Source organism: Amycolatopsis sp. NPDC051102, from assembly GCF_040682815.1.
In the GTDB taxonomy this organism is placed as follows: domain Bacteria; phylum Actinomycetota; class Actinomycetes; order Mycobacteriales; family Pseudonocardiaceae; genus Amycolatopsis.
Genome location: NZ_JBFBBT010000021.1, coordinates 97,742 through 120,414 on the forward strand (window position 1 = coordinate 97,742; position 22,673 = coordinate 120,414).

General features: G+C 71.0%; 24 protein-coding genes and 1 tRNA gene. 8 read left to right on the top strand and 17 right to left on the bottom strand.

Going from position 1 to position 22,673, the window contains the following annotated elements:
* Positions 1–18: 18 nt before the first annotated feature.
* The 4 genes from AB0M93_RS38635 to AB0M93_RS38650 all read right to left on the bottom strand — a co-directional run bounded on the left by AB0M93_RS38635 (position 19) and on the right by AB0M93_RS38650 (position 4,869).
* Positions 19–597, bottom strand: coding sequence for a hypothetical protein (locus AB0M93_RS38635; RefSeq protein ID WP_364283745.1), 579 nt, complete (start codon positions 595–597; stop codon positions 19–21).
* On the bottom strand, positions 597–1,799 hold the full coding sequence (locus tag AB0M93_RS38640; protein WP_364283748.1) for a putative T7SS-secreted protein: 1,203 nt from the start codon (positions 1,797–1,799) through the stop codon (positions 597–599). The genes AB0M93_RS38635 and AB0M93_RS38640 overlap by 1 nt, the downstream gene beginning before the upstream one ends.
* Positions 1,796–2,266 (bottom strand): hypothetical protein, encoded by a 471-nt coding sequence (locus AB0M93_RS38645; protein WP_364283751.1) that lies wholly within the window; start codon positions 2,264–2,266, stop codon positions 1,796–1,798. Before AB0M93_RS38645 ends, AB0M93_RS38640 begins: the two co-directional genes overlap by 4 nt.
* Positions 2,267–2,403: 137 nt before the next feature.
* Positions 2,404–4,869 carry an endonuclease/exonuclease/phosphatase family protein gene (locus AB0M93_RS38650; RefSeq protein ID WP_364283753.1) on the bottom strand — a complete coding sequence of 822 codons (2,466 nt, stop codon included), beginning with the start codon at positions 4,867–4,869 and terminating at the stop codon, positions 2,404–2,406.
* A gap of 126 nt (positions 4,870–4,995) precedes the next feature.
* Here AB0M93_RS38650 and AB0M93_RS38655 point away from each other — a divergent pair, with 126 nt between their 5' ends.
* On the top strand, positions 4,996–5,916 hold the full coding sequence (locus AB0M93_RS38655; RefSeq protein ID WP_364283756.1) for a CapA family protein: 921 nt from the start codon (positions 4,996–4,998) through the stop codon (positions 5,914–5,916).
* A gap of 291 nt (positions 5,917–6,207) precedes the next feature.
* Here AB0M93_RS38655 and AB0M93_RS38660 read toward each other — a convergent pair whose 3' ends face one another.
* Positions 6,208–6,654 (bottom strand): limonene-1,2-epoxide hydrolase family protein, encoded by a 447-nt coding sequence (locus AB0M93_RS38660; protein ID WP_364283759.1) that lies wholly within the window; start codon positions 6,652–6,654, stop codon positions 6,208–6,210.
* A 16-nt stretch (positions 6,655–6,670) separates the two neighbouring features.
* Positions 6,671–7,588 (bottom strand): TauD/TfdA family dioxygenase, encoded by a 918-nt coding sequence (locus AB0M93_RS38665; RefSeq protein ID WP_364283762.1) that lies wholly within the window; start codon positions 7,586–7,588, stop codon positions 6,671–6,673.
* A 310-nt stretch (positions 7,589–7,898) separates the two neighbouring features.
* Here AB0M93_RS38665 and AB0M93_RS38670 point away from each other — a divergent pair, with 310 nt between their 5' ends.
* Complete coding sequence (locus tag AB0M93_RS38670; protein ID WP_364283764.1) at positions 7,899–8,255, top strand: hypothetical protein; 357 nt, start codon at positions 7,899–7,901, stop codon at positions 8,253–8,255.
* On the top strand, positions 8,252–8,824 hold the full coding sequence (locus AB0M93_RS38675; protein ID WP_364283767.1) for a hypothetical protein: 573 nt from the start codon (positions 8,252–8,254) through the stop codon (positions 8,822–8,824). The genes AB0M93_RS38670 and AB0M93_RS38675 overlap by 4 nt, the downstream gene beginning before the upstream one ends.
* Here the strand turns inward: AB0M93_RS38675 and AB0M93_RS38680 are convergent.
* Both AB0M93_RS38680 and AB0M93_RS38685 read right to left on the bottom strand, forming a co-directional pair.
* Entirely contained in the window at positions 8,817–9,605 is a 789-nt protein-coding gene (locus AB0M93_RS38680) for an NAD(P)H-binding protein (protein ID WP_364283770.1), read from the bottom strand. The two genes, AB0M93_RS38675 and AB0M93_RS38680, sit on opposite strands and share 8 nt — an antisense overlap.
* A gap of 71 nt (positions 9,606–9,676) precedes the next feature.
* Positions 9,677–10,090: a hypothetical protein gene (locus AB0M93_RS38685; protein ID WP_364283773.1), complete on the bottom strand. Its 414-nt coding sequence runs from the start codon at positions 10,088–10,090 to the stop codon at positions 9,677–9,679.
* A 90-nt stretch (positions 10,091–10,180) separates the two neighbouring features.
* On the opposite strand from AB0M93_RS38685, the gene AB0M93_RS38690 reads away from it, so the two are divergent.
* Entirely contained in the window at positions 10,181–10,825 is a 645-nt protein-coding gene (locus tag AB0M93_RS38690; RefSeq protein ID WP_364283775.1) for an NBR1-Ig-like domain-containing protein, read from the top strand.
* 55 nt (positions 10,826–10,880) lie between these two features.
* Here the strand turns inward: AB0M93_RS38690 and AB0M93_RS38695 are convergent.
* The 3 genes from AB0M93_RS38695 to AB0M93_RS38705 form a co-directional block, all read right to left on the bottom strand.
* Positions 10,881–10,968 (bottom strand) — tRNA-Ser (locus AB0M93_RS38695).
* 269 nt (positions 10,969–11,237) lie between these two features.
* Complete coding sequence (locus AB0M93_RS38700) at positions 11,238–11,666, bottom strand: nucleoside deaminase (RefSeq protein WP_364283777.1); 429 nt, start codon at positions 11,664–11,666, stop codon at positions 11,238–11,240.
* A 23-nt stretch (positions 11,667–11,689) separates the two neighbouring features.
* Positions 11,690–12,172: a tRNA adenosine deaminase-associated protein gene (locus tag AB0M93_RS38705; RefSeq protein WP_329054049.1), complete on the bottom strand. Its 483-nt coding sequence runs from the start codon at positions 12,170–12,172 to the stop codon at positions 11,690–11,692.
* 77 nt (positions 12,173–12,249) lie between these two features.
* Between AB0M93_RS38705 and AB0M93_RS38710 the strand changes: the two genes are divergently transcribed.
* Entirely contained in the window at positions 12,250–13,515 is a 1,266-nt protein-coding gene (locus AB0M93_RS38710) for a M20 family metallopeptidase (protein WP_364283780.1), read from the top strand.
* Here the strand turns inward: AB0M93_RS38710 and AB0M93_RS38715 are convergent.
* Complete coding sequence (locus tag AB0M93_RS38715) at positions 13,476–15,425, bottom strand: phosphocholine-specific phospholipase C (RefSeq protein ID WP_364283783.1); 1,950 nt, start codon at positions 15,423–15,425, stop codon at positions 13,476–13,478. The genes AB0M93_RS38710 and AB0M93_RS38715 overlap by 40 nt on opposite strands.
* Positions 15,426–15,491: 66 nt before the next feature.
* On the opposite strand from AB0M93_RS38715, the gene AB0M93_RS38720 reads away from it, so the two are divergent.
* From AB0M93_RS38720 to thrS, 3 genes are all read left to right on the top strand, one after another.
* Entirely contained in the window at positions 15,492–15,872 is a 381-nt protein-coding gene (locus AB0M93_RS38720; RefSeq protein WP_364283786.1) for a VOC family protein, read from the top strand.
* A 25-nt stretch (positions 15,873–15,897) separates the two neighbouring features.
* Positions 15,898–16,365 carry a heme-degrading domain-containing protein gene (locus tag AB0M93_RS38725; protein WP_364283789.1) on the top strand — a complete coding sequence of 156 codons (468 nt, stop codon included), beginning with the start codon at positions 15,898–15,900 and terminating at the stop codon, positions 16,363–16,365.
* Positions 16,366–16,489: 124 nt separating this feature from the next.
* Entirely contained in the window at positions 16,490–17,707 is a 1,218-nt protein-coding gene (gene thrS, locus AB0M93_RS38730) for a threonine--tRNA ligase (protein ID WP_364283792.1), read from the top strand.
* Here thrS and AB0M93_RS38735 read toward each other — a convergent pair.
* From AB0M93_RS38735 to AB0M93_RS38755, 5 genes are all read right to left on the bottom strand, one after another.
* Positions 17,694–18,536, bottom strand: a complete 843-nt coding sequence (locus tag AB0M93_RS38735) for a MerR family transcriptional regulator (RefSeq protein WP_364283795.1) — start codon at positions 18,534–18,536, stop codon at positions 17,694–17,696. The two genes, thrS and AB0M93_RS38735, sit on opposite strands and share 14 nt — an antisense overlap.
* Positions 18,537–18,640: 104 nt before the next feature.
* Positions 18,641–19,468, bottom strand: coding sequence for an ABC transporter permease subunit (locus tag AB0M93_RS38740; RefSeq protein ID WP_364283798.1), 828 nt, complete (start codon positions 19,466–19,468; stop codon positions 18,641–18,643).
* On the bottom strand, positions 19,465–20,358 hold the full coding sequence (locus tag AB0M93_RS38745; protein WP_364283801.1) for a sugar ABC transporter permease: 894 nt from the start codon (positions 20,356–20,358) through the stop codon (positions 19,465–19,467). The genes AB0M93_RS38740 and AB0M93_RS38745 overlap by 4 nt, the downstream gene beginning before the upstream one ends.
* Complete coding sequence (locus tag AB0M93_RS38750) at positions 20,355–21,398, bottom strand: ABC transporter ATP-binding protein (RefSeq protein ID WP_364283804.1); 1,044 nt, start codon at positions 21,396–21,398, stop codon at positions 20,355–20,357. The genes AB0M93_RS38745 and AB0M93_RS38750 overlap by 4 nt, the downstream gene beginning before the upstream one ends.
* Positions 21,395–22,624 carry an extracellular solute-binding protein gene (locus tag AB0M93_RS38755; protein WP_364283807.1) on the bottom strand — a complete coding sequence of 410 codons (1,230 nt, stop codon included), beginning with the start codon at positions 22,622–22,624 and terminating at the stop codon, positions 21,395–21,397. The genes AB0M93_RS38750 and AB0M93_RS38755 overlap by 4 nt, the downstream gene beginning before the upstream one ends.
* Positions 22,625–22,673: the final 49 nt, after the last annotated feature.

Sequence of the window (22,673 nt, forward strand, 5' to 3'; positions counted from 1 at the left end):
TGTGGGCGGCCAGGTCCGTCATCGCGCTGCCTCCCCGCTCCGGAGACTCCAGGCCACCTTGGCCGTCGCCTCGGCCACCGCGGGCCACGCGTCTTCGGACTCCGCGACCACCGAGAGGATCACCACGGACCGGCCGTCCGGCAGCGGGATCTGGTACTCCGCCTTGATCTGGGTGCGGACATCCCGTTCGGGCAGGTGGAACTCGCCGCCGCTGATGGCCACGACGGCCGGCCCGATCGGGAGCCGGACCGGCTGCACCACCGCCCGCTTGTGGCGGCTGCGGTACTCCTCGGCCATGGCCACGGCCAAGGCATCCCGGCTGCCGGGGGCGGGGTCCGGCCAGTGCGCCACGCCGAGCGTCAGGGTCGCGACGTCACCCTTTCGCGGGCCGACGGCGAACTTGCCGAACACCCGGATGCCGTTGGCCTGCATAGTCGGCACCAGCGTCATCAGGTAGCTGCCGAACTCCTCGACGGACTTCCCGGCGCCGGCCGCCAAGTTGTCTGCGACGGTCCAAGCGTGGCTGCGGTTCATCCGGTCGTCGCTGCCCACGGGCATGCCCGAGAATCCGGGCGGAAGGTCGATTTGCAGCGGCATCAGTCCCACACCTCGTTTTCCGCCCGCTTCCGCTGCCGATCCGGTGCGTTGTCCGCCTGCACGCCGGCATCGGCCGCATTCCCCATCGCCGTCACCGCCCACGGCGCAGGCCCGGCGACGAGTGTGCCGGCGACCACCGCCGCCTGCCCCCAGTCCTTGGGCACCCAGTAGTTCTTGAAATCGTCCCACGGGCTCTCGAAATCCTTGCCGCCCGCAACTTCACCGACCGCCTGGTCGGCGAGCATTCCGTAGGTGGCGACCTTGAGCGCGGCATCCGGGACCCCGGGAACCAGGCCGGCCAGCGAGGTGCCCGCGCCCGCCAGGTCGAAGATCAGTGTTTCGGGTGCCACGTCGGCTCCGGCCGACTTGGCGAGGGCATGCCCCCCGAGAGCGCCGAGCCCCAGGCCGGTGGCCACGACGCTGGCGACCTCGCCCGCCGGGGGCGGCAGGAAGTCGCTCATGACGCCGATGCCGTTGCCGATGTCACCCACCACGTCCGAGACCTTGGCGATCAGCTCGGCATGGTCCTGGACGAAGTTCCACGCTTCATCCACCCCGTCCGCGAGGGTGTTCGTCAGGTCGCCCAAAGCTCCGACGACCGCGTTGCTCAGCTTGTCGAGGAGGTCCGGCTCGTCCGGGGCCAGCTCCTTCGCCTTCCGCAGCTGCTCGGCCACCCGGGCCGCGGCTTCCGTGTGCTCCTGCTGGAGCTGCTTCGCCGCGTCCTGGACGTTCTGGCAGCCGTTGATGGCGGCCTGGAGCTGCTGTCCCGCGTTGTCCAGCAGGCGCTGGGCGATCTGCAGGGACTGCTGGTCCGGGAACGTCCGGTTGGCCAGCGCCAGATCCGGGTTCGCCCGCGCCTGCTCGGCCGCGCGAGCCGCCGCCTCCGCGCGAGCCTCCAGGTCGGCCGCGCGTTTCTGCAGTTCACCGAGGCTCTGCGCCCAGCCTTCGAGCGCCTCGGCGGCTTGGCCCATCGACTTGGCCGCGTCGTCGAGGTAGCCCGGCAGCGGGCCGATCCGGCGGGCGAAGGCGTCGCTCGCCTCGCCCTGCCAGATGCCCTGCTTACGGACGATCCGACGCAGCGAGTCGTCCGCCTCGGCCAGGTCGCCGCCCACGGCGCGGTACTTGCCGGCCAGGTCGGTGATGCCGTCGAGGTCGCCGGGCGCCGGGTCGAAGCCCAGGGCCGGGAAGTCGCGGGCGCTCACCGGTCGAGGCCGTTCAGGAGGTCGGTGATGCCGCCGGTCGCGCCGCCACCCACCGGGCCCTCGCCGGTGTGGCCACCGCCCACCGGGCCGCCGTCCGGCTGCCCGATCCGCGGGTGGTTCCCCTTCACCCCACCCGTGGGCTCACCACCGGCGGGACCGTCCCCCAGCACCGCCGCACCGAACTTCCCCAGCTGATCGCCGAACTGAGCCTCGATCTGCTCGTACTTCTGCTTCGCCGCCTTCAGCCGCTCCGTCACCCCCGAAGCCGCCTCACCCAAGCGGCCGATGCCGAAGCCCCACGCTTCCTCGAACTCGACGCCGGCTTGGCTCAGCTCCGCCGTCCCCAACGACCCGAACGCCCCGCCGCCGCCGAGCTTCTTATTGGCTTCGGTCATCTTGGCCGCCGCCGTGTCGAGGTCGTCGATGAGCTTGCCCAGCTCGTCGACCTTCACCGCGTACCCGTCCACGCCACCCTCCCTTGTGGTCCCGTCCAACCGTATGACGACCGTCAACACTCCGCGGTTCCCCGATCACCCGATGGAGTGGAGCGACAAAAAGGCCACTCCCGGGCTGAACGCCCGGGAGTGGCCTCCACGCGGGAAAACTACTTGCCGAAGACCTGCTCCAGCCAGTCGAGCAGGTCGTACAGCCCGTCCAGGACCGCGTTTCCCGCGCCCGGGCGGAACCGGATCACCTGCGGGTCGTGGTCGCTGGCCTGGTCCGCGAACTCCGCGTTGATGTGGACCACGTCGTAGTCCACGCCGCGCGGGGCCTTCGATGCCAGGATGTGGTCCAGGACCTGGGACTGGCCCTCGAAAACGTAGCTGTACCGCTCGGCTTCGGGCACCGACGCGATCAGGTCCGTCAGCGCGCCGCCCGCGGTGAGCGTCTGGACCGCCGGTGAGAACGGGTAGTCGTTCAGGTCGCCCGCCACCACGATGTTCGCGCTGCGGTCCGCCGCCAGCAACGAATCCACGAACCCGCGCAGCACCGTCGCCTGCTTCGCGCGCTGCACCTCGGAACTGCGCACCGGCGGCTGGAAGCGGCCGTGCGTCGGCTGGTCGCCGCCCTTGGAGTTGAAGTGGTTCGCGATCACGAACACCGTGCGGCCCTTGAACACGAACTCGCCGGCCAGTGGCTTGCGGCTCGTCGTCCACGCCTCGTTCGCCGGGTCGACGCGGCCCGGTGACGCCGTCAGGTGCACCTTGCCGTGCTCGCGCACCACGCCGACCGCCGTCGTCGACGTCCCACCCGGACGGTCCACAAACGACACCCGGGTCGGGTTGAACAGGAACGCCACGCGGATGTTGCCGCCCGGCTGGCCGCCGTCCTGGTCGTTCACCGGGTCGATTTCACGCCATTCGTAGCGCGGGCCACCCTTGGCGACGATCGCGTCGGTGAACTTCTGCAGCGTCTGGTCGGCGGCCACCGTGCCGTCGTCGGTCGCGCCCGTGTTGTCCTGGATCTCTTCCAGGTTCACGATGTCCGGCGTCGCCAGGTGCGTCACGATCGCCTCGCCGAGCCGGTCGTACTTCGCCTGCGGGTCGCCCGGCGCCAGGTTCTCGACGTTGTAGGTCGCGACCGCGAGCTCGCCGGTCCGCTGCTTGCGCGTGGTCTCGCCCTGCAGCCCGTTGTCCTTTTCGGTCCCCAGCACGCTGGCGAACAGCGTGTAGCCACCGAAGTTGCTGTACTCGACCGGGCCGGACGTGGTGCCGGTCAGCACGTCACCGACGTTGAGCTTCGGGAACGGCCGCTGGTCGAACGGGATCAGCGACGACACCTTCATGACGCCGCTGTTGAGCTGGTCGTAGCCGAGGTAGACGCTGCCGCCGCGGACCGACTTGTGCTGGTCCGGCTTCGACGTCACGTACAGCTCGTTGAACGAGTTCGACGGGCCGACGACCCGGGCGTCGCTGATCGAAACGATCTCGCTCTCGTGCGCCTCCCAGAAGTCCAGCGCGTACTTCGACGGCTCCAGGGTGAGCGGCTCGATGTTGCCGCCGGGCGACGGCGCGTACGTCGTCGGCACGGTGTCCGGGTTCAGCACCGTCGGCGCCGGCAGGGCGTTCCCGTGCGAGCCGACTGTCCACTGTGCACTGCTCAGTTCGGTGAGCGACTGGTAGTTCGACGTCGCGGGCGCGTCCGGGTAGAATTCGCGGACGGTGCCGGTCGCGGTCACCGCGTCGCCGACCGCGACGGCCGGGCTCGTCGAGCCGGTGAAGACGAACAGGCCCTCGCTGGTGCGCGGGTCGCTGTCCGGGTTCGGGTCGGTGAGCCAGAAGCCGCGCGACGAGCCGAACGTCCGGGTCGCGGTGACGACGCCGGTGACGTCGCCGACCTTCTTGTCCTTGAACGGCGAAATGCGCGTGGTGCCCTGGATGTCGTGGATCTTCGCCGGGGTCGGCGCCGGGCCGGGGTCGCCGCCGGTCGACTCGCCCGCGCTGTTGGTCGGGGTCGGGTCGCCGACGGTGAAGTCGGCGCCGTTGTCGTCGGTGTCGGCGAGCGCCGCGCCGCGCGCAACGGACGTGGTGTTCGACGGCGCCGCCGCCGGGGTGCCCTCGCGGACGGTCGCCGCACCGAAGCCGACGAGGTCCTTGACCCGGGCGTCGGCCGCGCAGTCGGCGGCGGTCTTGCAGGTCAGCGCGGTGGTGCCGGAGACGAGGGCGATCGTGCCCGCGGTGGCCGACATCGCGATCGCGCCGGTCGCGTCCGGCGCCGGCAGCGCCACGGTGCCGCCGGAGCCCTTGCCCTCGCCGACGAGGTAGCGTCCGCCCGGCGCGACGCTGCCCGAAAGCGGCGTCACCTGCCAGGTGCTCGACGGGCTCGCCGAACCCGGCAGGTACTGGACGCTGAAGCCGGCCAGGCTCGCGGCCGCCGCCCCGCGGTTGGCGAGCTCGACGAAGTCGCTGGTGAGCGTGGCTCCGGAGTTGCCACCACCGCCGTAGACCTCGGCGATGACCGCGTCGGCGCTGGGCGTGGCGAGCGCGGCCGGTGCGGCCACGCCGCCGAGCACCAGGCCCGACGCGACGGCCACCGTGAAGGCGGCCTTGGATCTGTGGGTCTTGGTCACCCTGAGTCCCCTTTGTGCTTGAACAGTCGTGGCATAGTCCCCCGAACAAGTGAGGAGGAGGAAGACAACAATGCAACGATTCGTAACAACTACTTTCGTCGTCACTCACTCGGCAGAGCAGGTTTCGTGATCACGCTGGTACTGGGCGGAGACGTCAATCTCCACGGCCGGGCAAAGCCGGCCTTCGGACAGCTGGAGCCGCTGCTCAAGGGCGCCGACGTCCGGTTCGTGAACCTGGAAGGACCGCTCGACGCGGCGATGGCCGAAGCGCTGACGTCGGCCGGTGTCGACGTCGTCTCGTGCGCCAACGACGCTTCTCACCCGACGGCGACGCTGAGCGTCCTCGACCACGCCGGGATCGCGCACTGCGGCGCGGGCGCGAACCTCGACGCCGCGCACGCGCCCGCGGTCCTCGAGCGATCGGGGCAGAAGGTCGCATTCCTCGCGTACACGTCACTCCGCCTGCCCGGTCAGGTCGCCCGGCCGGACGCCCCCGGTGTCGCGCAAGCGTTTGCGACGACGGCGTACCAGCCCGATCCCCGCGTCGGGGAGATCCCGGGCCGGCCGCCGCTGGTGCGCACCACGCCGGTGCCCGAACACCTGGACCGGCTCGTCGCCGACGTCCAGCGGGCCAAGGCCGGCCACGACCACGTCGTCGTCTCGATGCACTGGGGCCTGCCGGGCGCGGACCTCGCCGAGTACCAGGTGACCTACGGGCGCGCGGCGATCGACGCCGGCGCCGACCTGGTCGCGGGCCACGGGCCGCGCACCATCCAGGCCGTCGAGGTGTACCGCGGCCGGCCGATCCTCTACAGCCTCGGCAACCTCCTCGCCGACCGGCCGGACGGGCTGCTCGCCGGGTGCATGTTCGGCGACGAGCCGCGGCTCGAGCTCATCCCGGTGCGGCGGACCGCCGACGGCGAGTGCCGGCCGCTCGCCGGGGACGACGCCGACCGGGTGCTGCGGTACGTCTCGGAGATCTCGGCGCTGCGCGCCACGAAGGTGACCGTCCAGGCCGGAATCGCCTCGGTAAGTGTTGGCGCGTAACGGATCGCGCGCATTCTGTGACAACAGGCCACCGGCTTGTCACCCATCCGGCGCATCTGCCTTAAATGCAGCTCAAGGAGGGGAACAACCCGTGTCAAGCGGCGGTACGGTCTGCGTGAGCCGCCGGAAAAGTGGCACAGACCACTCTCCGACAGCTCACGACCGGCACGACACGGGGGGAGGGGGAACGATCATGTGGGGGCTGATTGTTCTCAGCTGCGTGTTCGTGCTGGTGCTGGGGACAGCCGCGGTCGTGGACCTTCGGGACCACGACCGCGGCGAGCACCGGGTCTAGCGCACCGCCTGCCTCGCCTTGTAGCGGCCGAGCAGCGTCCGCGCGCCGGCCAGCGCCACGCGTCCGGCGCCCTTCGCACTCGCGGCCAGCACCGTCGTCCAGTCGAAGTAGTCGCGCCAGAGCACGATCCGGCCGCCTTCGACCTCGAACGTGCCGCACACCCAGAACTCCGCCTCCCACGCGCCGCGGCGCAGCACGTCGGTGCGTTCGGTGAGCACGACGTTGCCGTCCGCGGCGATGTGGTGCGTGCGCGCCTCGAACCCGGAGCCGTACTTGGCCATGACGCGCAGCTGTTTCTCCACCGCCGCGACGCCGCGGGCGGGCGGCAACGGCACGTTCTGGTACACGATGTCGCTCGCCACGAACGTCAGCGCGCGGTCGACGTCGAGGGCTTCGAGGGCCTTCAGGAAACCGGTCACCGCTGCCTGGGGTTCTTCGGTCATGACCCCAGGCTAAGGCTCAGAAGGGCCGGTCGCCCGCGATCGCGACGCGCTCCGCGATCCGGACGTGCGGGTGGTAGTCGTTGACCGCGTAGTGCTGCGTCGCGCGGTTGTCCCAGAACGCCACCGAGCCCGGCCGCCAGCTGAACCGGACCTGGAACTCGGGCGTGTGAGCCTGCAGGAACAGGTACCGCAGCAGCCGGTCGCTCTCGTCGCGGTCCAGCCCGACGATGTGCGTGGTGAACGCTTGGTTGACGAACAGGGTGCGCCGCCCGGTCTCCGGGTGCGTCCGGACCACCGGGTGCTCCACCGGCGGGAAGCGGTCCTGCCAGCGCGCCAGGAGCGCGGGGTCGGAGAACCGGTCGAAACCGGGGAGGTAGTCGTGCACCGCGGTGAGCCCGTCGATCCGGGCGCGGACGTCTTCGGGCAGGTTGTCGTAGGCGGCGGCCATGTCGGCCCACAGCGTGTCGCCGCCGATGGGCGGCACCTCGACCAGCCGCAGCACCGAGCCGAGCGCGGGGTTGGGCCGCCAGGTGACGTCGACGTGCCAGATGTTCTCGTAGCCGGGCATGGCCGCGGTGCGCTCGAAGCGCGTGACGGCGTCGTCGTCACCCTTCGGGATGAACGGGTTGGTCTCCAGCTCACCCCAGTTCGCGGCGAATGCGCGCTGCTGCGCCGACGTGATGCGCTGGTCGCGGAAGAAGATCACCTTCCACTCGAGCAGGGCGCGGTTGAGCTCCGCGTGCAGGGCGGGGGTGAGCGGCTCGGCGAGGTCGACGCCGTCGATCTCGGCGCCGATCACCCGGCCCAGCGGGCGGACGGTGAAGAGTTCGAACTCCTGCTGCGGTTCCCGCAGGATCCGGGGGCCTTCGAGGAGGCCATCCGCGGGCGTGACGGCCTCGCGCAGCTGAATCCGGGCAGGCAGGTCTACGGACATGGTTGTGCTCCAAGGGTTTCGGGGAGAAGGGACGCCGGGTTCGCGTCAGGCGGGCGGCGAACCCAGGCGGCCGCGGCGCAGCAGGAGCTCCACGACGCCTTCCCCGATCGACCGCACGAGGGCCCGGATCGGCGAGCTTTCCGAGGTGGCGGGCATGTGTTCATGGTCGCTTTCTTCCCGCTGCGCGGTCAAGACGTCCACTTGGTGGAACAGTGTTCAACGCCGCAGGTCAACCGCGATGCGGGCGGCTCGGAAGCATGAGGCAAGATCTTCCCCGATCGGGTGAGCGCCCTTGACGACGGAGGTCCCCATGCCGGAAGGCAGAGGCTCGCGGATCGACAGTGTGAATCCGGGCGGCTTCGCCCTCCGGACCCCCGGCAAACTGCCCGACCGGCTGCGCACCGCGGCCGACCTGCTCGACCAGGCGGCGGCCGCCGACGACAAGGCCGCGGGCCGGTTCGCCGAAGCCCGCGTCGAATCGACGCCGTTCGGCATCTCGCCGCAGGCCCGCGAACTGGCGGCGCGCTGGGCGGCGGCGCTGGCGGCGCGCGAAGCGGACGCGCGCGTCCTCGGCGACGCGACGTCCGACCTGGCCGGCCGGCTGCGCATGGCGGCGGAGAGCACCCGGAGCACCGGCTTCCGGGGGCGGATAGCGATGGCGCCGTGACCGCTGAGGTCTTCGAACACCCGGCGCTGACGTCGGCCGCGGCCGAGCTGTCGGCGTTGCGCGCGGCGGCCGGCCGCCTCGGCGTCCCGGACCCGGTGGCGGCGCTGCGGCAGCTGGACTGCGCACCGGCGGCGATCAGCACGTCGGCGTCGGCGATCGACACCGGCGCACTGGGCGTGACGGCGGCGCAGGCGGAGTTCCGCGCGGGCGTCGACCGCGCGGAAACCGGCGGCAGCAGCGAAACGTTCGGCACCTGGGCGGACACAGTGGACGGTCAGTACGGCGCGGCGGCCCGCGCGGCCGCGGCCACGGCGGCGCTGGGCGTCCGGATCGCCACCGCGCTGGACGAGCTCGCGGTGTCAGCGGCCGCGGAGGTGCGCGCGCTGGCGTCGGCCGCCTCGGCGTCCGTCGACGCGGTGCTGGCGGGCGACCGGTCGGCGGAGGTGGTGAGCGAGGTCAGCGCCGCGTGCACGGCCGTCCTGCGGACGGTGTCGGCGAAGGTCGCGGCGCTGACCGGCCTGGCGGCGGAGCTGGAGCCGTGGACGACCCCGGCGGTCCAGCTCAGCTGAAGTGCTCCCGCGCCCACTCGTCGAAGGGCCGCGCGGGATGCCCGGTGACCTGCGCGACGTCGAGCGAGACGGGTTCCGGATCGTCGACGAGCGACGCCCAGTGGTCCACGGCGTTGGTTGCGAATTCCGCACCAAGGTAGGCACTCAGCTGCGTTTTCGCCTCCTCCGGCGGCTGTTCTTCCCACGTGACAGGCGTTCCGAGTGCTTCCCCGATGAGCCGCGCCTGTTCGGCGTGGGCAACGGATTCCGGACCGGTGACGAGGTAGATCTGTCCGATGTGGTCTCCGGTGAGCGCTTTCACGGCCATGTCGGCAACGTCCCGCTCGTGGACGACGGACCGCCTCGCCTGACCGTAGGGCGCACGGACGACGCCGGTTTTCGCCTGCGGCGCCCAGGCGAGGGCGTTGGTGGCAAGGCCGGTGACGCGGAGGAAGGTCCAGTCAGCGGTGATCTTACGGACAGCGGCCTCGACGTCTCCCCAGACACCACCGTCTCCGGCTTCGGCGGCCATGGCGGAGAGGTAGACGATCTTCTTGCCGGCCAGTGGTGCTATGGCTTGTTCGATGCCTTCGGAGGTGAAGAAGGGCCAGAGGAGGTAGACGGCGTCGACCCCTTCGGCGGCCTTCGTCAGGTCGGTGATGTCGCCTTGGACGACGTCGACGCCGTGCGGGGCTTTGGTCTCGTCTCGGACGAGGACTCGCGTGTGGACACCGGCGGCCTTGAGGCCGGTGACGACGTGGCGTCCGGTGTGGCCGGTGGCCCCGGTGACGAGAACGGTCATGGGTGCGCTCCTCGTGATCAGCTGGTGCCGACCACGGTCACACTTCAAGAGCCCTTCAAGTCAAGCGCGTGCTACCCGGCCACGAGCAGGACGTAGCAGTTGTCCCGGTAGGCGGCACCGCACCACAGGTACCTTCGGTCGAGCACAACTGCCGCGAAATTCGGGTCCTTCAGCCACGTGCCGACAACTTGTACGATAAGGCTGTCCTTGCTCGACAGCATTCCGGTTTTGTGAGCGCATTTTTCGATAGGGCGCACATTCGTGGCAAGCCCGATTTTCTTCAACCGCTCAGCCGGTGTCATCCCTCGCTGGTACAGCTCGGCGGGCTCGTAGGAGAACTTCGGCAGCTGCAAAACCATCTGCCGGGCCGCTTGATCCAGCTCCTCCCGCTGTATCAGCTTCCCTTGCTTCCGCCGTTCGTTCACCCGGATCACCAGCTTGTGTGCGTCCACGAGTTCCGAATTCGTCGGTGACGACTGCGCCATCAGTGGCTCCCGGTTCAGGTTGGGGAGAGCGGGGTGTCACCGTACGAGCGCCCCTTGCAGTTTGGCGAACGCCAAACCAGGGTGGTTCTCATGAGCCGCGGGAGCGCCCTCGAGACGCTGGGGGAAACCATGCGACACCTGAGAACGGCCAACGGGGCCACGCTGACCGCCGCGGCGGTGGCCGCCGGCGTCAGCAAGGGCCACCTCAGCAACGTCGAGCGTGGCCGGGACGCGCCGAGCTGGGAACTGATCGCGTTCTACGAGCAGGCCTACGCCGGGGACGGCCAGCTCTGGTCGACTTACGTCGAAGTGGTGGCCGCACCGGGGCGCCAGCCGGCGTTCCGGCGTGGCGACCGGCCGCGCTACCCGCTCGCCGGCGACCAGGCGGCGTTCGTCACCGACGTCACGATCCCGGACGGAACCATCATGGCGCCCGGACAGCGGTTCGAGAAAACCTGGCGCCTGCGGAACAGCGGCACGGTCCCCTGGGTGGGCCGGTACCTGCGACGGCTCGGAGCACCGGGCGGCCTGGGTATCCCGAGCTCACCGGTCCAGGTGCGGATCGCCGACACGATGCCGGGTGAGACGGTCGACATCTCGGTGCCGTTGAAGGCGCACATCCTGCCCGGCACCGCGGAGATCCACTGGAAGATGGTGGACGAAGAGGGGTACGAGTTCTTCCCGGACCGGTACTACCAAGGAATATTCATGACGATCATCGTCGAAGCGGATTGACGCTCGAAAAGCACCGGACCCTCGGCCAGCTGGGCTGACCGGGGGTCCGGTAGAGCGGTGGCGGTGGGATTTGAACCCACGGACGGGGATTAGCCGTCACACGATTTCGAGTCGTGCTCCTTCGGCCGCTCGGACACGCCACCGCCGAGAACAATACCGGAGGCCCGTCCTACCCCTCACCTGGGGTCCGCTGCCCGGCTCCCGCGCAGCCTGACCTGCGCCTCCCGCACCGCGCGACCCGCTCGGTGCCGGACGTCGACGACCGCGGAACGCAGCTGTGCTCCTCGCCTCTGGGCGCGGCCGGATGCCTCCAGACGGCGGTTGCCCGTCGCCGAGCCGGCCTTCTCGCGTGCCGTGCCCACTGCCTGCTGGATCCTGTGCTTCATCGTCATGCCCCTGGAGTACCCAGAACTCAGCGGCACCGAGCGAAGTACGTCTCCAGAACCGCCGCGCACTCCTGTGACAGCACGCCTCCGTGGACCTCCGGGCGGTGGTTCAACCGCCGGTCGCGGACCACGTCCCACAACGACCCCACCGCGCCCGTCTTCGGCTCCCACGCTCCGAACACCAGCCTCGATATGCGCGCCAGGACCAGCGCGCCCGCGCACATCGTGCACGGCTCCAGCGTCACCGCCAGCGTGCAGCCCTCCAGGCGCCAGCCGTCGTCGACCACCTTCGCCGCCGCTCGCAACGCGAGGATCTCCGCGTGGGCCGTCGGGTCGCCCAGCTCGATGCGGGCGTTGCGGGCCGCCGCCAGGGGGGTTCCGTCCGGGGCGAACACCACCGCTCCGATCGGGACGTCCGCGCCCGGGGCGCGCGCTGCCTCCAGCGCCGCCTCCACGGCTTCGGTGTCGGACGGGCGTCTCAGAGCTCGTCCAGGAGCTTGGCGAACTCGGTGCCGAACCCGCAGCGCTGCGCCACCATCTGCAGCTGCTCGTCCGGGTACAGGTCGACCTCGCCGACGATGACCTCCAGCTCCGGTCCCGGCAGCCCGAGATCCGCCAGGATCTCCAGGTCGCCCTCGGGCCAGACCGAGTCGTCCTCCTCGTCCGGGGGGTCGACGCGCAGGACGTCGAGGACGTCCGCCGCGATGTCGTAGTCCAGCGCCGCCGCCGCGTCCGAGAGCAGCAACGACGGCCCCCTCGGACTGGGCCGGACGATGACGAAGAACTCGTCGTCGACCGCCAGGAGCCCGAAGCTCGCGCCGGTGGAACGTAGTTTGCCCAGTTCAGTGATCGCCGCGTCCAGCTCGGTCAGCGCCCCCGGGTCGAGCGCACTGCACCGCCACCGACCGTCTTCTCGGACCACAGCCACCGCGAAGCCCGTGACCGGCTCATCCACCGCCATGCGCACACCGTATTCCGCCGCGAGATCCGGCGCACGCACGGTGCGCCCGAAGCGCCGCATGCGCCACTATCGGGAGCATGACCGGACCTGCTGACCTGCCCACCCTGCCCGGCACCCCGTTCGCCGGCCTGCTCGACGACGCGCGGGCGCTGCAAGACCGCACGGTCGCGCTGCGGCGCGCCGTGCACCGCAGGCCGGAACAGGGTCTCCACCTGCCGCACACGCAGGCCGCGATCCGGGACGCCCTCGACGGCCTGCCGCTGGAGATCACCGAGGGCAAGGCCACGACGTCGCTGACGGCCGTCCTGCGCGGTGCGCGGCCCGGCCCGGCGGTGCTGCTGCGCGGCGACATGGACGCGCTGCCACTCACCGAAGAGACCGGCCTCGACTTCGCGTCCGAGGACCCCGAGTCGATGCACGCGTGCGGACACGACACGCACGTCGCGATGCTGGCCTCGGCCGCCCGGCTGCTCGCCGAGCGCCGGGACCGGCTGGCCGGGTCGGTCGTGTTCATGTTCCAGCCGGGTGAGGAGGGTCACCACGGCGCCCGGTTCATGATCCACGAGGGCGTGCTCGACGCCGCCGGGACACGCGTCGAACGCGCGTTCGGCCTGCACATCCTCGCCAACGCGCGCAGCGGGCTGCTCCAGCTGCGGCCGGGCCCGCTGATGGCGTCGGCCGACTCGTTCACCGTGCGCGTCACCGGCAAGGGCGGCCACGGCTCCGCACCGCAGCACACGATCGACCCGGTGCCGGCCGCCGCGGCGATGGTCGGGGCGCTGCACACGATGATCACGCGCCGGGTCAGCGTGTTCGACCCCGCGGTGCTCTCGGTGACCCGGATCCAGGCCGGCACGACGTCCAACATCATCCCGGAGACCGCCGAGCTCGAGGGCACGATCCGCACGCTGTCCGAGCAGACGCGCGCGCTGGTCCGCACCGAGCTGCCCAAGGTGTGCGAGCAGGTCGGCGCGGCCTACGGCTGTCGCGTGGTCGCCGACGTCGAACCCGGCTACCCGGTGACCGTCAACGACGACCGCGTCGCCGCCGAAGTGCTGCGGCTCGGCGCGGCCGTGCTCGGCCCGGACAACGTCGAGCTGCTCGCCGACCCGCTGATGGGCGCCGAGGACTTTTCCTACGTCCTGCAACGTGTTCCCGGCGCCTACGCGTTCCTCGGCGGCTGCCCGGCCGGCGTCGACCCGGCCGAAGCGGCGGCCAACCACTCCAACCGCGTGGTCTTCGACGAGGACGCGATGCCGAACGGCGTCGCGATGCTCGCCGCCTTCGCGCTCGACGCCCTGGGTCAGGGCCCGGTCCGCGACGGGTTGCCGTCCTCGAGGTGACCGGCGAAGCGGCGACGCCACCCGGGCACCTCGAAGGTGACGTCGTACCAGCCGTTCTTCGCCGGCACCGGGAAGTCGTGCGAGCCGGCCGGAGCGATCGTGACGTCGTTCAGCGTGACCGGCGCCGGCCCGCGGTTGGTCACCGTGACCAGCAGCGCGGGCGTGTCGGCGAAGGTGACGGACGCGTCGAGGTCCAGGCCGCCGGCGGCTTCGACGACGAAGCCGTTCGGGCCGTGGACGGCGACGTCGTAGCTCCCGCCGTGCGGGACTTCGCCGGTCACCGAGCCGCCGGGCCCGACGTCGAAGCGCTGTGACGTCCCGCCGTCGTGGTAGGCGTACGCGGCCAGCTGCAGCGCCTGCGTCCCGTGGTTGGCCAGGTGCAGCCGCAGGACTCCCGGCTCGGCCGCGGCCCAGGCGACCGGCTGGTACGGCAGCGGGCGCGCCTTCGCCGTGCCGGGGTCCTGCACCAGCGCGCCCGGCCCCAGCCCCGGCTTCGGCAGCCGGGACTGCGTCCGGTCGGCTTCGGCGCGCAACGCGTCGGCGTCCGGCAGCAGCGGGATCGTCGTGTCGGGGGCGCGGAAGTCGAAACAGCTGGTCAGGTCGCCGCAGATGGCCCGGCGCCACGCCGAGATGTTCGGCTCGCGCACGCCGGTCCAGGTCTCCAGGAAGCGCAGCACCGACGTGTGGTCGAAGACCTGGGAGTTGACCCAGCCGCCGCGGCTCCACGGCGAAACGACGGTCATCGGCACCCGCGGGCCCAGCCCGATCGGGACCGGCGGCCCGGACGGCGTGCCCTTTTCCGGCCGGTGGCCCGGCAGGTACTCGCCCGGGGTGCCGGGCGGCGGCGTCGGCGGGACGACGTGGTCGAAGAAGCCGTCGTTTTCGTCGTAGTTGAGGAACACGACGGTCGATTCCCACAGTTCCGGGTTGTCCCACAACGCTTTCAGCATGCGGTGGACGTAGGCGGCGCCGTCGACCGGCCGCGCGGCCGGGTGCTCGCAGTAGCCGTACGGGGCCACGACCCAGGACACCGCGGGCAGCGTCCCGGCCGCGCAGTCGGCGAGGAACTCCGCCAGCACGTGGTCGAGGTCCTTGCCCTGCCCCGAATCCGGCCACAGCTTCTGGCGCAGGTTGGCCCGCTCGGCCAGCCGGCGCTTCACCGGATCCATCGAGTGCAGCGCGTCGTGGAAGTTCTGGAACAGCCAGAGCGGGTTGTCGCCGTAGTCGCCGACGAAGTGCTCGGGGACGCCGCGCTCCTCGTCGTTCGCGTAGATCCGCCAGGAGACGCCCGCGGCCTCGAGCCGTTCGGGGTACGTCGTCCAGCGGAACGACGGCTCGTAGTCCGGCGCGTTGTGCGTCGCCGGGCCGCCGGCGACGCCGTCCGGGTCGATCGTGCCCGTCCAGTGGTAGAGCCGGTTGGGGTGCGTCGGGCCCTGAATCGAGCAGAAGTAGTGGTCACACAGGGTGAACGCGCTCGCCAGGGCGTGCTGGAACGGGATGTCTTCGCGGGTGAAGTAGCCCATCGTCATCGGGCTCTTCGCCGCGATCCAGCGGTCGTACGCGCCGCCGTTCCACGCGCGGTGGGTGCTGTTCCAGTCGTGCGGCAGCTCGCCGAGGTCCTGGCCGTCCACAACGGACGTGTCGATCCGGAACGGCAGCACCGGGCCGCCCCGGTCGCCGCGCTGGCGGAAGACGTCGCGCAGGGCCGCGCGGTCGCCGAAGCCGCGCACACCGGCCATCGTGCCGTAGTAGTGGTCGAACGACCGGTTCTCCTGCATCAGCACGACGACGTGGCGGACGTCCTCGATGGTGCCCTTCCGCGGCACCGGGGCACAGCCGGCGGGCAGCGCGCCGGCGACGGTGACCGCGGCCGCACCGCCGAGCACCGTCCGGCGCCGGATCCGGCCCATGCCCACCTCCTCGTCCCCAGGTCGGCGCCCGGCCGAGGGGTAAGTTCGCCGAGAGAGGTGAAGCCCATGCTCAACTCAGCGGATTTGGTCGCCTTCGCACCGTCGACCGACCTCGAGCGCTCGCGCGCCTTCTACACGGATGTCGCCGGGCTCGAGTTCATCGAGCAAACCCCCTTCGCGTGCGTTTTCCGCAGCGGCGCCACGATGCTGCGCGTCACCGCCGTCACCGAGTTCACGCCGCAGCCGTTCACGGTGCTCGGCTGGGCGGTCGCCGACATCCGGACGGCGGTCGCCGAGCTGCGCGGCCGGGGCGTGGAGTTCCTCACCTACGACACGCTGCCACAGGACACCGACAAAATCTGGACCACGCCGGGCGGCCGCATCGCGTGGTTCCGCGATCCGGACGGCAACGTGCTGTCCCTGACCGAGTTCACCCCTGGCAATTAAACAACAGTGTTGATTTAATAGCCCCATGACCGAAGCCGAACGCCTCGCCCAGCTCTTCGAGCAGGAGGAACGCCTCCAGTTCGCGAAGTTCGACAACGAGACCGCGCTCGCCCTCGGCCGGCAGATGCTGGACGCCGCGGCGGACCGCGGCCTGGCGGTCACCATCTCGATCCGGCGCAACGGCCAGCGGCTCTTCCACGCCGCGCTGCCCGGGACGTCGGCCGACAACGACGGCTGGATCGACCGCAAGAGCCGGGTCGTCGACCGCTACGGGCACAGCTCCTTCCTGGTCGGGACGCAGTTCCGCGCGAACGGCGGCTCGTTCGAACAGCATTCCCGCCTCGACCTCGGGGACTACGCGGCGCACGGCGGCGTCTTCCCGGTGCTGGTGCGCGGGGTCGGGCCGGTCGGCACGGTCGGGGTCTCGGGGCTGCCGCAGGCCGAGGACCACGCCTTCGTCGTCGAGCAGCTTGAGCTGTTCCTGGCGTCCTGAAAAGGACTGGCGGCCGCTGCTACCGTCGATCTTATGAAGCGCGCTGCTGTCACGACGACGCCGGAGAGTGTCCCGGCGCGCTGAACGACGTTTCCGGCCCGGGGCGGGTGCCCCGGGCTTCGTCTTGTGGTCTCCCGCCCCGCCGTCCACCAGGGAGTCCACCATGCACGACCACCGCAAGCTCGGCCGCGAACTCGGCCTGTTCGGCACCGACCCGCTGATCGGCGCCGGCCTGCCCTACTGGCTGCCCGACGGCGCGATCGTCCGCCACAGCCTGGAGGAGTACGTCCGCGACCTCGAACGGCGGGCGGGCTACCGGCACGTCCATTCGCCGGTGCTGGCCAAACGCGAGCTGTACGAGATCTCCGGGCACTGGTCGCTCTACCGCGACGACATGTACCCGCCCATGGACGTCGGGGGCGAGCAGCTCGTGCTGCGGCCGAGCCTGTGCCCGCACCACGCGCTGATCTACCGCTCGGCCGGCCGCAGCTACCGCGAGCTGCCGCTGCGGATGGCCGAGATCGGCGGGATGTACCGGGCCGAGCTCTCCGGCGTGCTCGGCGGCCTGACCCGGGTGCGGGCGATCCAGCTCAACGACGCGCACGTCTTCTGCACCCTCGACCAGGTCGAGGCCGAGGCCGAAGCGGCGTTGGCGCTGATCCGGCGGGCGTACGACGCGCTCGGCATCAGCCCGGCGGGCTACCGCCTGTCCCTGCCCGGGGACGGCGGGAAGTACGTCGACGGCGACTGGGACCGGGCCGTCGGCATCCTGCGGTCGGTGCTCGACCGCAGCGGGCTGGCCTACGACGCCGTCGAGGGCGAAGCGGCGTTCTACGGGCCGAAGATCGACATCCAGATCGCCGACGGCGCGGGCCGCGAATCGACCCTGTCGACCGTCCAGGTCGACTTCCACCAGCCCGCGCAGTTCGGCCTCGAGTACGTCGGCGCGGACGGCGCGAAGCACCGGCCGGTCATGCTGCACCGGAGCATCATCGGCAGCGTCGAACGCGCGGTGGCGCAGCTGATCGAGGTCCACGGCGGCGCGTTCCCGGCGTGGCTGGCGCCCGTGCAGCTCCGGCTGCTGCCGCTGTCCGCCGCGGAAGTGCCCTACGCGCGCGAAGTCCTGGACCGGTGCGGCGAGCTGCGGGCCGAGATCGCGTCGGAGGGCAGCCTGGGCGCGCGGATCCGCGACGGGCGGCTGGTGCCGTACCAAGCCGTCATCGGCCCGCGGGAAGCCGGCACCGGGCAGCTTTCCTTGCGGCTGCGGGACGGGAGCCGGCTCGACGCCGAGCCCGCGGACGACGCGCTCGAGCGGATCCGCGCGGCGGTCAGGCGGCCGTAGCCGCGGTCAGCCAGTCGAGCACGGGGGCCAGGCTCTCCGGCGCCGCCCAGCCGTTGATCACCGCGAGCAGCTCCAGGTACCGCTCACGGCGGGGGTCGTGGACGTCGCCGAGCCAGGTCCGCAGCTCCCCGCGGGCACGCCCGAGGCCGTCGACGATCGACGCGGCTTCCGGCGAGCCCGGGTCGACGCCCGCCGCCAGCGCCGGGCTGACGGCGTCGCGCACCTCGGCGGCCAGGCCGCGGCGCAGCCCGCCTTCGTGCTGGTCCACGAGGCGGCGGAGGACCGCGCGGAACTGCGTGTCCCGGGTCAGCTCGGCCAGCTCGATCCAGGCGTCGAGCTGGCCGGGGCTCGGGTCCTCGGGCAGTTCCGGGGTCAGCGTGCGGGCGACCCCGGCGAGTTCGGGGCGGTCGCCGAGGGCTTCGGCGAGGAAGCCGTCGATCAGGCGGCGCCGCTCGGCGGCGGACAGGCGGGCCAGCTCGTGCACGAGTCTCGTCTCCTCGGGGGTCGAGCCGCGGCCGGCGACGGCCGTCAGCACCGCGTGCCGCAGCCGCAGCACGCGGATTTCCGCTTCCAGGGCCTCGGCGTGCTTCGCCGCGACGTCGGCGACGGTCGCTTCGCCGTCGACGATCCGGCGGATCGCGGCCAGGCCGAGGCCCAGCTCGCGGAGGGTGCGGACGAGACCGAGCCGGGCGAGCGCGGCGTCGTCGTACTGCCGGTGCCCGGCGGCGTTGCGCCCGGACGGCGGCACGAGCCCGCGGTCGGAGTAGAACCGGACGGCCTTCGTCGTCAGCCCGGTCCGGCGGGCCAGGTCGCCGATCGAGTAGCGCATGCGGTCAGCGTGGCACCTCCCCTCGGGGGAGGCACAAGCGTCAGGTTCGCCCGATCGTGTCGATCACATGTTCGACTATTCGCGGTAAAGTCGATCCCAGGAGCTCAGGTTTCCTCCCGGATCCGGGTCACCAGCTGGGTCGGGTTCACGAACCGCAACGCGACGAGAAGGAGCACGAGCATGGAACCGGTGTAGATGGTCGCCATGGCGTCGACCGACTGGTTGGCGCGGATGCCGGCGGCGAAGACCGAGTTGTACAGCGCCACCACCAGCGTCGTCGAGTCCGGGCCGGCGGTGAGGAACGTCAGCTCGAACATGCCGACCGTGCGCACCAGCACCAGGATCGACGCCGCCAGGATGCCCGGCAGCAGCAGCGGACCGAGGATCCGGGTGAACACCGAGACCGTCCGCGCGCCGGACATCCGGGCCGCGGCCTCGATCTTCGGGTCGATCTGCTCGATGAACGGCGTCATGGTCAGCACGACGAACGGCACCGACGGCACCAGGTTGGCCAGGATGACGCCGGTGGCCGTGCCGGCCAGGTGGAACTTGTACAGCACGGTGGCCAGCGGGATGCCGTAGGTGATGGGAGGGATCAGGATCGGCAGCACGAACAGCAGCATCACCAGGCGCTTGCCCGGGAACGAGCGGCGGGCCAGCGCGTACGCGGCCGGGACGCCGACCGCGACCGACACGGCGATCACCACCAGCGCGACGACCGCCGTCGTCAGCAGGACGTCGGACAGACCGAACTCGCGCCAGGCGTCGGCGTACCAGTGGGCGGTGAAGCCGTCCGGCAGCCAGCTGCCGAACCACTGCGTGCCGAACGAGTCGACGACCACCGAGAGCACCACGCCGACGAGGTTGACGAAGAAAAACGCGACGACGGCCCAGACGACCCAACGTCCGGGACGCGCGACCCAACCGGTCATCCCTTGCCTCCGGTGGCTCCGCGGTACAGCGTGGCGCGCCACGCCATGACCAGGCCGATCACGATCAGCATGATCACCGCCATCAGCATCGCGACGGCCGAGCCCATCGAGTAGTCGTACTCCTCGAACGCGGCGTGGTAAGCGGCGATCGAGATGACGCGGGTCTCGTTCGCCGGGTCGCCGACGAGCTGCGCGCTCGGGAAGACCGAGAACGCCATCACGAACGACAGGCAGAAGGTGATCGCCAGGCCGGGCGCCAGCAGGGGCAGCGTGATCCGCCGGAAGCGCTGGACGCCGTTCGCGCCGAGCGTCGCGGCCGCCTTCTCCAGCGACGGGTCGATGCCCGACAGGTAGGACAGCGTGAGCAGGAACGAGAACGGGAAACCGGTGATGACCAGCGACAACAGCACGCCGGTGTAGTTGTGGATCAGCGGCAGCGGCTGGTCGGTGATCCCGAGGACGGTGAGCACCTTGTTCAGCCAGCCCGCCGGCCCGCCGTACATGATCAGGCCCTGCGCGGTGAGCACCGTGCCGAGCGTGATCGGCACGACCAGGATCGTCGTCAGCAGACGTTTGCCGCGGACGCGGCCGCGCATCACGTACGCGATCGGGATGCTGGCGAGGACGTTGATGAACGTCGCCGGCAGCGCGATGCCCAGCGTCGTCCAGATCGTGTCGCGCAGGTACGGGTCGCCGAAGAAGCGTGCGTAGTTCGCGAAGACGCCGCCCTTGCGCGGCGCGAACGACAGCTGGAGGCCGTAGAGGAACGGGTACAGGAACAGGCACGCGGTGACCAGCAGGCCGGGCACCAGGAGCAGCAGGGTGCGGTCGACGCCGCGTTCGGCCAGGCGGTGCCGCAGCGCCGGGCGCGCGGTGGCCACGGCGGTCACGGCGCGAACACCAGGACCCGCTCGGCCGGGACGCCGATCCTGACCGCGTCACCGGGGGCGAGGCGCTTGTCCGTCCGGAAGTAGACCGGCACCCCGGTCGCCAGCCGCGCCGAGACCGACAGCTCGCGGCCGTGGTACTCGACGATCTCGACCGTGACGTCGAGGGCGTTCTCGGTGCCCTCGCCCACGACGAAGTCCTCCGGGCGGATCGCCACCTTCGCCGGGCCCTCGGCGAGCGAGCCACGGCCGGTCAGGCGGACGCCCGCGCCCTCGACGGTGACCGACGAGCCCGCGGCGCCGGTGACCGTCACGTCCAGCAGGTTGCGGTACCCCATGAAGGACGCGACGTAGCTGTTCACCGGCTGCGCGTAGACCTCCTCCGGCGTGCCGATCTGCTGGACGGTCCCCTCGCGCAGCACGACCAGGCGGTCGGCCAGCGACAGCGCCTCCTCCTGGTCGTGCGTGACGTACACCGTCGTCAGGCCGAGCGTCTGGTGGAGGCGGCGGATCTCCATCCGCATCTCCAGCCGGAGCTTGGCGTCCAGGTTGGACAGTGGCTCGTCCATCAGCACCACCGGCGGTTCCAGCACGACGGCACGCGCGATGGCGACGCGCTGCTGCTGCCCGCCGGACAGCTGCGCGGGGAACTTCGCCGCGTGCTCGGTGAGCTGGACGAGCCGCAGTGCCTCGTCCACCCGGCGCCGGGCCTCGGCGCGGCCGACCTTGCGCATCTTCAGGCCGAACCCGACGTTGGCGCGGACGGACAGGTGCGGGAACAGCGCGTAGTTCTGGAACACCATCCCGAACCCGCGCCGCTCCGGCGGCTGCCCGTCGATCCGGGCGTCGTCGAGCCAGATGCTGCCCTCGGTCAGCGGCAGCAGGCCCGCCAGGCAGTTCAACGCCGTCGACTTGCCGCAGCCGGACGGCCCGAGCAGGGCCACGAACTCGCCGCGCGCGATGGCGAGGTCGAGGCCGCGCAGGGCGTTCGCGGTGCCGAAGCTGCGCGAGACGCCGTCCAGCCGCAGCTGCCCGAACGTCACTTCTTGCCGACCTTCGAGCCGCCGACCAGCTGGTTCCACTTGTCGAACGCCTTGACCTGCTGCTCGGCCGGCAGCGAGGTTTCCTTGGGGTACTGCGAAATCCACTGCTCGTATTCCGGGCGCCCGAACTGCCGAAGAGTGTCCTGGCTCTTCTGCGGCGCCATCTGCAGGGTGACGTCCTTGACTGCCGGGCCGGGGTAGAAGTAGCCGTCGTCGTAGGCGATCGCCTGCTGGTCCGGCTTGAGCATCCACGCGACCAGCTGCAGGATCGCCGACTCCTGGTCGGGCGAGAGCCCCTTCGGGATGAGCGCGTACTGGGCGTCGGTGACCCAGTGCATCGGCTGCATGATCGCGGTCTTGACCGTGTTCGGCACGGTGCCGAGCTTGCGCGGGTTGATGTCCCAGCCGGTGGTCGACATGATCATGTCCACCGAACCGGAGGCGAGGTTCTTCATCGTCTCCGTGGTGCCCGACGGGTAGTACTTCACGTACTTGCCGAGCTCCTGCAGGAACGCCCAGGTCTTGTCCCAGCCCTTGTCCGGGTCCTTCGGGTCCTTGTCGCCGAGCAGGTACGGCAGGCCCATCAGGAACGTCCGGCCCGGGCCGGAGTTCGACGGCTGGGCGTACTGGAACTTCTCCGGGTGCGCCTTCGCCCAGTCGAGCAGCTCCTGCGGGGACGCGGGCGCGGCGGGCACCGCGCCGGGGTTGAACTCCAGCAGCGGGCCGGACGGATAGTAGACGACCTCGACGCCGTAGCCGTTGGCCAGCTCCTGCATCTTCGCCGCGGGCTCGAGGTAGTTCTGCATCAGGTTCGGGAACCGGCTCGAGAAGTCCGGCAGCACCTTCGCCAGGGTGCCGTTCGCGATGCCGGCGGAGAGGCCGTCGGTGCCGCTGAGGACCAGGTGGGTCTGGGCGACGCCGCCGTCCTGCTCGGCCTTCAGCTTGCCCGCCATGCTCGGCGCCGGCGCGGTCGAATAGGTGACCTTCGCGAGGACTTCGGGGTGCGCGGCCTTGAAGTTCTCGATCATCTGCTTGGTGAGCTGCAGGTTGCCCGCGACGTCGAGGATGTTCAGCTCGACGGGCTTGCTCGGCTTGTCCGGCACCGCCTTGGGGTCCGCCGCCTGGCCGCCGCCGTCACCGCCGGGCGCGCCGCAGGCCGCCAGACCGGCGGCGAGGCCCACCGCCAGCAACACCCGTCGGAATCGGAAGCCGGTGCAACGCTGCATGGCTGCTCCCTAGGTCCGTGATAATGTTGTATGTCGCATCGTATATCAG

Excerpts from the sequence above, each read along its gene's own strand:
- AB0M93_RS38635 (WP_364283745.1), bottom strand. The coding sequence starts at position 597 with ATGCCGCTGCAAATCGACCTTCCGCCCGGATTCTCGGGCATGCCCGTG.
- AB0M93_RS38660 (WP_364283759.1), bottom strand. The coding sequence starts at position 6,654 with ATGACCGAAGAACCCCAGGCAGCGGTGACCGGTTTCCTGAAGGCCCTC.
- AB0M93_RS38665 (WP_364283762.1), bottom strand. The coding sequence starts at position 7,588 with ATGTCCGTAGACCTGCCTGCCCGGATTCAGCTGCGCGAGGCCGTCACG.
- AB0M93_RS38670 (WP_364283764.1), top strand. The coding sequence starts at position 7,899 with ATGCCGGAAGGCAGAGGCTCGCGGATCGACAGTGTGAATCCGGGCGGC.
- AB0M93_RS38680 (WP_364283770.1), bottom strand. The coding sequence starts at position 9,605 with ATGACCGTTCTCGTCACCGGGGCCACCGGCCACACCGGACGCCACGTC.
- AB0M93_RS38685 (WP_364283773.1), bottom strand. The coding sequence starts at position 10,090 with ATGGCGCAGTCGTCACCGACGAATTCGGAACTCGTGGACGCACACAAG.
- AB0M93_RS38690 (WP_364283775.1), top strand. The coding sequence starts at position 10,181 with ATGAGCCGCGGGAGCGCCCTCGAGACGCTGGGGGAAACCATGCGACAC.
- AB0M93_RS38705 (WP_329054049.1), bottom strand. The coding sequence starts at position 12,172 with ATGGCGGTGGATGAGCCGGTCACGGGCTTCGCGGTGGCTGTGGTCCGA.
- AB0M93_RS38710 (WP_364283780.1), top strand. The coding sequence starts at position 12,250 with ATGACCGGACCTGCTGACCTGCCCACCCTGCCCGGCACCCCGTTCGCC.
- AB0M93_RS38715 (WP_364283783.1), bottom strand. The coding sequence starts at position 15,425 with ATGGGCCGGATCCGGCGCCGGACGGTGCTCGGCGGTGCGGCCGCGGTC.
- AB0M93_RS38720 (WP_364283786.1), top strand. The coding sequence starts at position 15,492 with ATGCTCAACTCAGCGGATTTGGTCGCCTTCGCACCGTCGACCGACCTC.
- AB0M93_RS38725 (WP_364283789.1), top strand. The coding sequence starts at position 15,898 with ATGACCGAAGCCGAACGCCTCGCCCAGCTCTTCGAGCAGGAGGAACGC.
- AB0M93_RS38735 (WP_364283795.1), bottom strand. The coding sequence starts at position 18,536 with ATGCGCTACTCGATCGGCGACCTGGCCCGCCGGACCGGGCTGACGACG.
- AB0M93_RS38740 (WP_364283798.1), bottom strand. The coding sequence starts at position 19,468 with ATGACCGGTTGGGTCGCGCGTCCCGGACGTTGGGTCGTCTGGGCCGTC.
- AB0M93_RS38755 (WP_364283807.1), bottom strand. The coding sequence starts at position 22,624 with ATGCAGCGTTGCACCGGCTTCCGATTCCGACGGGTGTTGCTGGCGGTG.